The organism is Collinsella sp. TF05-9AC (assembly GCF_003438495.1).
Classification (GTDB): Bacteria; Actinomycetota; Coriobacteriia; order Coriobacteriales; family Coriobacteriaceae; genus Collinsella.
This window is the reverse complement of record NZ_QSSH01000041.1, coordinates 4,543-12,264: the sequence shown is the minus strand read 5'-3', so window position 1 is coordinate 12,264 and position 7,722 is coordinate 4,543. Positions and strand designations below refer to the sequence as shown.

The window sequence follows — 7,722 nt, the reverse complement described above, 5'->3', positions numbered from 1 at the left end:
GCCGCGCCCCGCAGTGCCCGCTTCCCCCGAGAACAATTATCAGTGCAGGTAGATGGCTTGCGGATTTTGCGAAAACCCGGTTATGGTCGACCCATGCGGGTTAAACGTAGTAGATAGCTCGCTTTCGTGGCGCAGCTAATCGGAAGGTGACAAAGGGACAGCCCCTTTGCCGCATTGCCTAGTCTAGGCGGACCGGATCGTGGGGGTAGGCATTGAGGATCTCGACGCCGGACTCGGTCACCAGGGCCAAGTCCTCGATGCGGACGCCGGTGCGGCCGGGGAGGTAGATGCCCGGTTCGATGGAGAACGTCATGCCTGGCTCTACGACTTGCTCGTTGACCAGCGAGACGTCGCCCGGCTCGTGGTCCTGCAGGCCGATCGAGTGTCCCAAGCGGTGCGTAAAGTACTGCCCATAGCCTGCGTCCTCGATCACATCGCGTGCGGCGCGGTCCAGGTCGCACATGCGCACGCCCGGTGCGATGAGCGCTTCGGCGGCCTCGTTGGCGCGGCGCACGATGTCGTAGATGCGTGCCGTCTCCTCGTCCGGTTCGCCCCAAAAGAACGTGCGCGTCATGTCCGAGCAATAGTTGCAGCGGCGTCCGCCAATGTCGAACAGCACCACGTCGCCGCGCTTGAGCACGGTGTCGTCGGGTTCGTGATGCGGGTCGCCGGCGTTGGCGCCAAAGCTCACGATGGGCGGAAAGCTAAAGCCCTCGCAGCCGTGCTTGCGATACAGGCCGAGCATTTGGTCGGCGATTTCGCGCTCCGTCACGCCCTCGTGGACGAGTTTGATCGCGTCGGCCATCACGGCGTCGTTGACTGCCGAGGACACGCGCATGAGCTCCTGCTCGGCGGCGTCTTTGTAGGTGCGCGCGGCGGTGACGGCAAAGTCGCCCAGGAAAAACTCGCTCGCGGCGTGGCGCTCCATGAGCGGCATCAAAAAGCCGGAACGCATGACAGTGTCGATGCCAAGCGGCTTGGCTGGGTCGATCTCACTCGCGATGGCGTCGGTCACGACATCGGTATCGGTGTGGTAGGCGACGCGGGCATTGTCGTACTCGGGCAGCTGATGCAGGGCATTGACCAAGATCACGGGCTCGTCATCGCGCGCGAGCAGCACGCCGCAAAAACGCTCGAACATATCGGCATAAAAGCCGGTCAGGTAATAAATCGACCACGGGTCGTTTACGAGCAGCTGCGCGCCGGGGTGCTGAGCCTCGAGCGCATCGAGCACGCGCACCACACGCTGGTCATCGATATGTGCCATACATCGTCCTTTCGCTAGGCTGCCACCATGGTATCCCAAGCCCGGCACATAGGGACGTTCCTTTTATGACGGCACCGGGGGACACTCCTTGCAAAAGCAGCTAAAAGAGCCCCGTCCCAATTTAGCTACTCGATGTCCATGCTGGCGATTAGGTTGATATTGGTGTTGAGGAGGTCCTTCAGCACGACGTCGCCCATGCGGATGGGGGCGTTGACGACTAGGCCTCGGATGAGGGCCATGGCTTGGGCGTGGAGTTCTAGTGGGATGGCTTCGGCCGTGCGCACGGGGAGCAGGGCTTCGTCGCCGCCGGAGACGGCCACGGTCGTCGTGAGCACGCGCATGGGGCAGGTGAGCTCCTGATGTGCGAACTTATCGCCGCGCGGGCAGTTGTTACCGGTTACGGAGCGCACTTCCACCACGGCGCCATTGGCGTCGCGCTCCACCTCTACGGTCAGAAGGCATTCGGATGGGCAGGTCGTACAGTTGAACTGCAACGTTTCGGTCACATTCGTGCTCATGAGCTATGCCTCCTCAATGGGATCGACGGACAAGACAATCTTGCTGGCACCCAGGTCGAGCGCCTGCTTGATGACCTTTGCCGGCAGTGGGAAGCTTTCCATTACACTCGGTTTAAACGGGCGGACCTTGCCTGCAAACAGCTCAACGCCGCCAGCAAGAATGCGCACGCGGGCGGCATCGACTGGTCGGCGCACACGGAAGTTGAGTTTGGTGAGCGCCACAGCCGTAATGCGTCCCGGCAGTGCGTATCCCGCAATGCCGGCAGGGGAGACGGTGAGCTCGCAGTCCGGAACGGCGCCCGCGCCGGTTCCCAGCGCGTACGCCGCCGCAGCTGCGCCAGCTCTCTCGGACTCGGTCGTTACGTTGTCGGCCAGGTCGTGCACGTGCAGCACGTTGCCGCAGGCAAAGATGCCTGGTACGCCCGTCTGCAGACTCTGGTCCACCACGGCGCCGCGCGTGCGCGGGTCAAGCTCTACGCCCGCGGCAACCGAAAGCTCGTTCTCGGGAATCAAGCCCACCGAAAGCAGCAGCGTGTCGCACGGAATAATGCGCTCGGTCCCCGGAATGGGCGCTAGGCGTTCGTCGACTTGGCTCACCTCCACGGCTTCCAGGCGGTCATGCCCGATCACGCGCGTTACCGTGGTGGACAGATGTAGCGGAACGCCAAAGTCGTCCAGGCAGTTCTTGACGTTGCGGCGCAGACCGTTGGCGTACGGCATGAGCTCGTACACGCCCTCGACCGAAATCCCCTCGAGCGTGCAGCGGCGCGCCATGATCAGCCCGATATCGCCCGAACCCAAAATGACGGCACGCGAGCCGGGCTTGAGGTTTTCGATATTGATGTATCGCTGCGCCAGGCCCGCCGTAAACACGCCGGCGGGACGGCTGCCGGGGATCTTGATCTCGCTGCGCGTGCGCTCGCGGCATCCCATGGCAAGGACAACCGCCCGTCCGGTGAGCTGAAGCATGCCGGCGGGGCTCATGAGCGTGACGGTATGGACTGCGGTAGCTCCCGCGGTCTTGCCCGTGCCCGGGTCGCCTTCGGCCGAATCAATCCCAAGCACCATGCTGCCCAGGAACAGCGCAATGTCGGTCGCGCGCACCTGGTCGATAAAGCGCTGCGCGTACTCGGGACCGGTGAGTTCCTGTTTAAAGTGCGACAGGCCAAAGCCGGGGTGGATGCACTGGCGGAGGATTCCGCCCAGGTGCTGCTCGCGCTCCACGATGGCCACGTGGGCGCCGGCATTATGTGCGGCAAGCGCAGCCGCCATGCCAGCGGGTCCGCCGCCGATAACGACCACGTCGAAGGCTTGTGTTTGCACGGCTTCTACGACGCCGCAATCAATCGCGCTCGATTTGAATCCCGCCATCCTAGCGCACCCCCTTCAAAGGTCCCTCAACGAGCCACGAGCCAGTGTCCTCCAGCAGTACCTCGCTGGGGTCGCAGCCCAGCTCGCGCGCCAGGATCGCCACCACACGGCTCTGGCAAAAACCGCTCTGGCACCGGCCCATACCGGCACGGCAGCGGCGCTTGACGCCCTCGACCGAAACTGCGCCCGGGCGGCGTCGGATCGCGGCCACGATCTCGGCCTCAGGTACCGTCTCACAGCGGCAGACAATCTGTCCCCACGCGGGATTGAACTCGATCAGCTCCTCCTTGCGCGCCAGCGGTGCGCGGTCAAAGTCATCCGGCGCGCGGCGAATGGGGTTCCAGTCCGCCCGCTCGTGCAGCTCCACGCCCGCCTCACGCATCACAAGCTCCATGCGCTCGGCAATGGCCGGCGCGCTTGCCACACCCGGCGACTGAATGCCCGCCGCCTGGAACAGCCCCGGCACCACGGCCGACTGTCCAATAAAGAAGTCGTTCGTTCCCTGAATGACCGGACGCCCGCCGGCAAATGCGCGCACCACGTGGCGCGTATCCAGATCGGGCACCAGTTTGCGCGCGCCGGTCAGCAGCGCGTTCACATCGCTCGCATAGGTCTGCGTGTCGCCCGGCTCGCGCACGGCAGCCGTGGCGGTGATCACGGTGTTGCCGTGCACGGTGCCCGTGACGATAACACCCTTCGACACCGGCGTCGGCACGGGGTAGAGCGGCATGAGCGTGCGCGGCTCCTTGTCCAGCACCACGATGTTGCCCTGACGCCAGACCATCTGGAATTCCTCGGCGCTCGCCATATGCGAGATGTCGGCGGCGCCGTTGCCCGCGGCGTTGATCAGGTAGCGGCAGCGCACGTTGCCAGCGGGGGTCGCCAGTGTAAAGCGCCCGTCGTCGCCCGAGCCCGCGACTTCAATCGCCTCCACCGGCGCGGACCGCATAAAGGTCACCCCGTTGGCGACGGCGTTTTCCAGCGCGGCGATGGCAACCTCAAACGGGTCGACAAATCCAGTCGAGGGGCACCACAACGCACACGTTGCATCGGCACTGGCGCGCGGCTCCAATTCGTGGATGCGGTCGGGTCCGACGATCGACAGCTCGGGCACACCGTTGGCAAGGCCGTTGCGCCGCAGCTGCTCCAGTTGTGCGCCGTCTTCGTCGTTAAACCCCAGCACCATCGACCCGGTACGGCAAAACAAAAAGCCTAGCTCCTGGGCCCACGTGCCATATAGTTCGCAACCACGGGCGTTGACCTGCGCCTTTACCGTTCCCGGTGCCGGATCGTAGCCGGCGTGCACCAGACCGCCGTTGGCCTTCGACGCGCCCAGCGCAATATCGTTAGCCGCCTCGACCACGCAAATGGACAGGTCATAGCGCGCGAGCTGCCTCGCGATGGCGCATCCGGTGATGCCCGCGCCGACAATCACGATATCAAACGTTTCCGTCACAGTGCCTCCCAGACGAGTTGACAGGCCGTCAATAAGACTATCCTAGGGTCTGCACACCCCCAGTGCGACGGCAATGCGGCGAATAGCCCTGCAACACCCGCCAACGGCAGGCGCGGGCTGGCCCAGCACGGATGCTGGCCACGTTAGACCGCGAGATCTTCCCACCAAACATCGCGGTCGTCGCCGTTACCTGTTACAGATTGAGATGCTGCGTCCACAGGCGCACGTTCATCTCGATTTGTAACGATAGGCGGGGAATTGCGGTCCTACGTGTTACAGATCGAGACGGTAGCCCGTCGGGTTACTCGTATGTCTCGATCTGTAACAGCTGGCAGGGTTTTTGGTTCCTTTCTGTTACAGGTCGAGACAATCTTTCCGACGGATTCTGGTTGTCTCGATCTGTAACAGTAAGAACTGTTTTTGGGTTCTAGATGTTACAGATCGAGGTTTAAGTCGGGGAGAGAAGGGTTTGTCTAAATCTGTAACGTCTGGGACTGTTTTAGCCGAGTAACTGTTACAGATTGAGATGTTTGTGTCCGCGCCAGCCCCGTACCCAGCCGTGGTCCCATATAAACAAACCCCGTGGTAAACTTATCCGGACTGTAAATATTCCGAAAGGTACACCTCAATGTCCAAGTACATCTCTGAGCTCATGTCGCCGCAGCTTATGGGCGTCATCTATGCCTTTGTTGGCTTTATCATCGCCCTGTACGTGCTGTCGGTCGTTTATGTGTTCATCGACGCTCGCCGCCGCGGCGCCAGCGCCTACGTGGCATGGGGCATCATCGCCCTCATCCCGTTTGTGGGCCTCATCGCCTATCTGGTTCTGCGTCCGCACTCCTACGCGGCCGATCGCGAGGAGCAGGAGCTGGACATGGCCCTGCGCGAGCGCCAGCTTGCCCAGTACGGCACCTGCCCGCAGTGCGGCGCGCCCATCGAGAAGGACTTTGTGGTCTGCCCCGTGTGCGATACCCAGGTTCGCAACGTGTGCCCCAGCTGCCATCGCCCGCTCGACGCGCACTGGAAGGTCTGCCCCTACTGCCGAACTCGCATCCAGTAACGCATCCATCGCCGGGGCGGCCGTAAGCCACGGGCACCGCGCGTCACGCGCAAGCCGAACGCGCGTCCCGCAGCCCCGCCCCCACACGATGAAGCATGCGTAGAAAATCGCCCGCCGTGCCATTAAGGTGCGGCGGGCGCTTGTATACCAAGGCAACCTGCCTATAATGATGCAAGTCAAAAACGCCGAGCGCATCGTACGCACTTGCATCAGGCATCCGAGAGGAGAAAACATACCCATGAAGGCACTCTACAATGACGGCTCGGTGGCCGAGCTCCCGCAGGACGAGGTCACGCACGTCATCCGCCACTCTGCCGCGCACATCATGGCGCAGGCCATCAAGCGTCTCTATCCCGAGGCCGACTTTGCCTATGGTCCCGCGACCGACAATGGTTTTTACTACGACGTCGACCTGCCCGAGGGCGTCAAGATCAGCGAGGACGACTTCCCCGCGATCGAGGCCGAGATGAAGAAGATCGTCAAGGAGAACCTCAAGTTCTCCGTGTACGAGAAGCCCCGCGCCGAGGCCATCGCCCTTATGGAGGAGCGTGGCGAGAAGTACAAGGTCGAGCACATCGGCGACCTGGACGACGACGCCCGCATCACCTTCTACCAGCAGGGCGATTACATTGACATGTGTGTCGGTCCCCACATCTGCTACACCAAGGCGCTGAAGGCCTTTAAGCTCACCGGCGTCTCGGGCGCCTACTGGAAGGGCGACAAGGACAACAAGATGCTCACCCGCATCAACGGCGTCGCCTTTGCCACCAAGGAAGAGCTCGACGAGCACATGCACATGCTGGAGGAGGCCAAGAAGCGCGACCACCGCAAGATCGGCCGCGAGATGGACCTCTTTATGATGCGCGACGAGGCCCCCGGCTTCCCGTTCTTCCTGCCCAACGGCATGATCCTTAAGAACACGCTGCTGGACTACTGGCGCGAGATTCACCACAAGGCCGGCTACGTCGAGATCTCCACGCCGCTCATCATGAACAAGCAGCTGTGGAAGACCTCGGGCCACTGGGACCACTACAAGGACAACATGTACTCCACCGTCATCGACGACGAAGAGTACTGCATTAAGCCCATGAACTGCCCGGGTGGCGTGTTGGTGTACGCCTCCAAGCCGCACTCCTACCGTGAGCTGCCCATTCGCGCCGGCGAGATTGGCCTGGTGCACCGTCACGAGCTGCGTGGCGCCCTGCACGGCCTGTTCCGCGTGCGTTGCTTTAACCAGGACGACGCCCACCTGTTTGTGCGCCCCGACCAGCTGACCGACGAGATCGTGGGTGTGGTCAACCTGATCGACTCCGTGTACCAGAAGTTTGGCTTTAAGTACCACGTTGAGCTTTCCACCCGCCCCGAGGACTCCATGGGTTCGGACGAGGACTGGGCGCGCGCCGAGGAGGGCCTGCGTACCGCTCTGGAGAAGCTGGGCATGGACTACGAGGTCAACGAGGGCGACGGCGCCTTCTATGGCCCCAAGATCGACTTCCACCTGGAGGACTCGCTCGGCCGTACCTGGCAGTGCGGTACCGTCCAGCTCGACTTCCAGATGCCGCTTAACTTTGATCTGGAGTACGTGGATGCCGACGGCACCAAGAAGCGCCCCATCATGCTGCACCGCGTTTGCTTTGGCTCCATTGAGCGCTTCATCGGTATTCTGATTGAGCACTTTGCGGGCAAGTTCCCCACCTGGCTGGCTCCCGTGCAGGTCAAGGCACTTCCCGTCTCTGAGAAGAGCCGCGACTACGCGCACGAGGTATGCGCCAAGCTGGAGGAGGCCGGCATTCGCGTGGTCTGCGACGATCGCGACGAGAAGATCGGCTACAAGATCCGCGAGGCCCGCAGCATCGACCGTGTGCCCTACATGCTCATCCTGGGCGAGAAGGAGGTCGAGGCCGGCAACATCTCCGTCCGCGATCGCTCCAACGAGACCGTTCAGATGAGCGTTGACGAGTTTGTTGCGAAGGTGACCGAGGAGATCAAGACCCGCGCCTAAGGCAAGCAACACAACAATTAACAAAGGCGACCGTCCACAAAGGACGGT

6 protein-coding genes are annotated in these 7,722 nt (G+C 62.4%); 2 read left to right on the top strand and 4 right to left on the bottom strand.

What is annotated here, in order from left to right:
- Positions 1-178: 178 nt before the first annotated feature.
- The 4 genes from DXC52_RS09080 to DXC52_RS09065 form a co-directional block, all read right to left on the bottom strand.
- Complete coding sequence (locus tag DXC52_RS09080; RefSeq protein WP_199409506.1) at positions 179-1,267, bottom strand: Xaa-Pro peptidase family protein; 1,089 nt, start codon at positions 1,265-1,267, stop codon at positions 179-181.
- Between the two features lie 125 nt (positions 1,268-1,392).
- On the bottom strand, positions 1,393-1,785 hold the full coding sequence (locus DXC52_RS09075) for a DUF1667 domain-containing protein (RefSeq protein ID WP_117746993.1): 393 nt from the start codon (positions 1,783-1,785) through the stop codon (positions 1,393-1,395).
- 3 nt (positions 1,786-1,788) lie between these two features.
- Positions 1,789-3,156, bottom strand: coding sequence for an NAD(P)/FAD-dependent oxidoreductase (locus DXC52_RS09070; RefSeq protein WP_117746992.1), 1,368 nt, complete (start codon positions 3,154-3,156; stop codon positions 1,789-1,791).
- Between the two features lies 1 nt (position 3,157).
- Positions 3,158-4,612 (bottom strand): NAD(P)/FAD-dependent oxidoreductase, encoded by a 1,455-nt coding sequence (locus DXC52_RS09065; RefSeq protein ID WP_117746991.1) that lies wholly within the window; start codon positions 4,610-4,612, stop codon positions 3,158-3,160.
- A gap of 628 nt (positions 4,613-5,240) precedes the next feature.
- On the opposite strand from DXC52_RS09065, the gene DXC52_RS09060 reads away from it, so the two are divergent.
- Positions 5,241-5,672, top strand: coding sequence for a zinc ribbon domain-containing protein (locus tag DXC52_RS09060; RefSeq protein ID WP_006234085.1), 432 nt, complete (start codon positions 5,241-5,243; stop codon positions 5,670-5,672).
- 238 nt (positions 5,673-5,910) lie between these two features.
- Positions 5,911-7,674, top strand: coding sequence for a threonine--tRNA ligase (gene thrS, locus DXC52_RS09055; RefSeq protein ID WP_055251577.1), 1,764 nt, complete (start codon positions 5,911-5,913; stop codon positions 7,672-7,674).
- Positions 7,675-7,722: the final 48 nt, after the last annotated feature.

Bases quoted from the DNA above. Each gene is read 5' to 3' on its own strand.
- DXC52_RS09080 (WP_199409506.1), bottom strand. From the start codon at position 1,267: ATGGCACATATCGATGACCAGCGTGTGGTGCGCGTGCTCGATGCGCTC.
- DXC52_RS09060 (WP_006234085.1), top strand. From the start codon at position 5,241: ATGTCCAAGTACATCTCTGAGCTCATGTCGCCGCAGCTTATGGGCGTC.
- DXC52_RS09070 (WP_117746992.1), bottom strand. From the start codon at position 3,156: ATGGCGGGATTCAAATCGAGCGCGATTGATTGCGGCGTCGTAGAAGCC.
- thrS (WP_055251577.1), top strand. From the start codon at position 5,911: ATGAAGGCACTCTACAATGACGGCTCGGTGGCCGAGCTCCCGCAGGAC.
- DXC52_RS09075 (WP_117746993.1), bottom strand. From the start codon at position 1,785: ATGAGCACGAATGTGACCGAAACGTTGCAGTTCAACTGTACGACCTGC.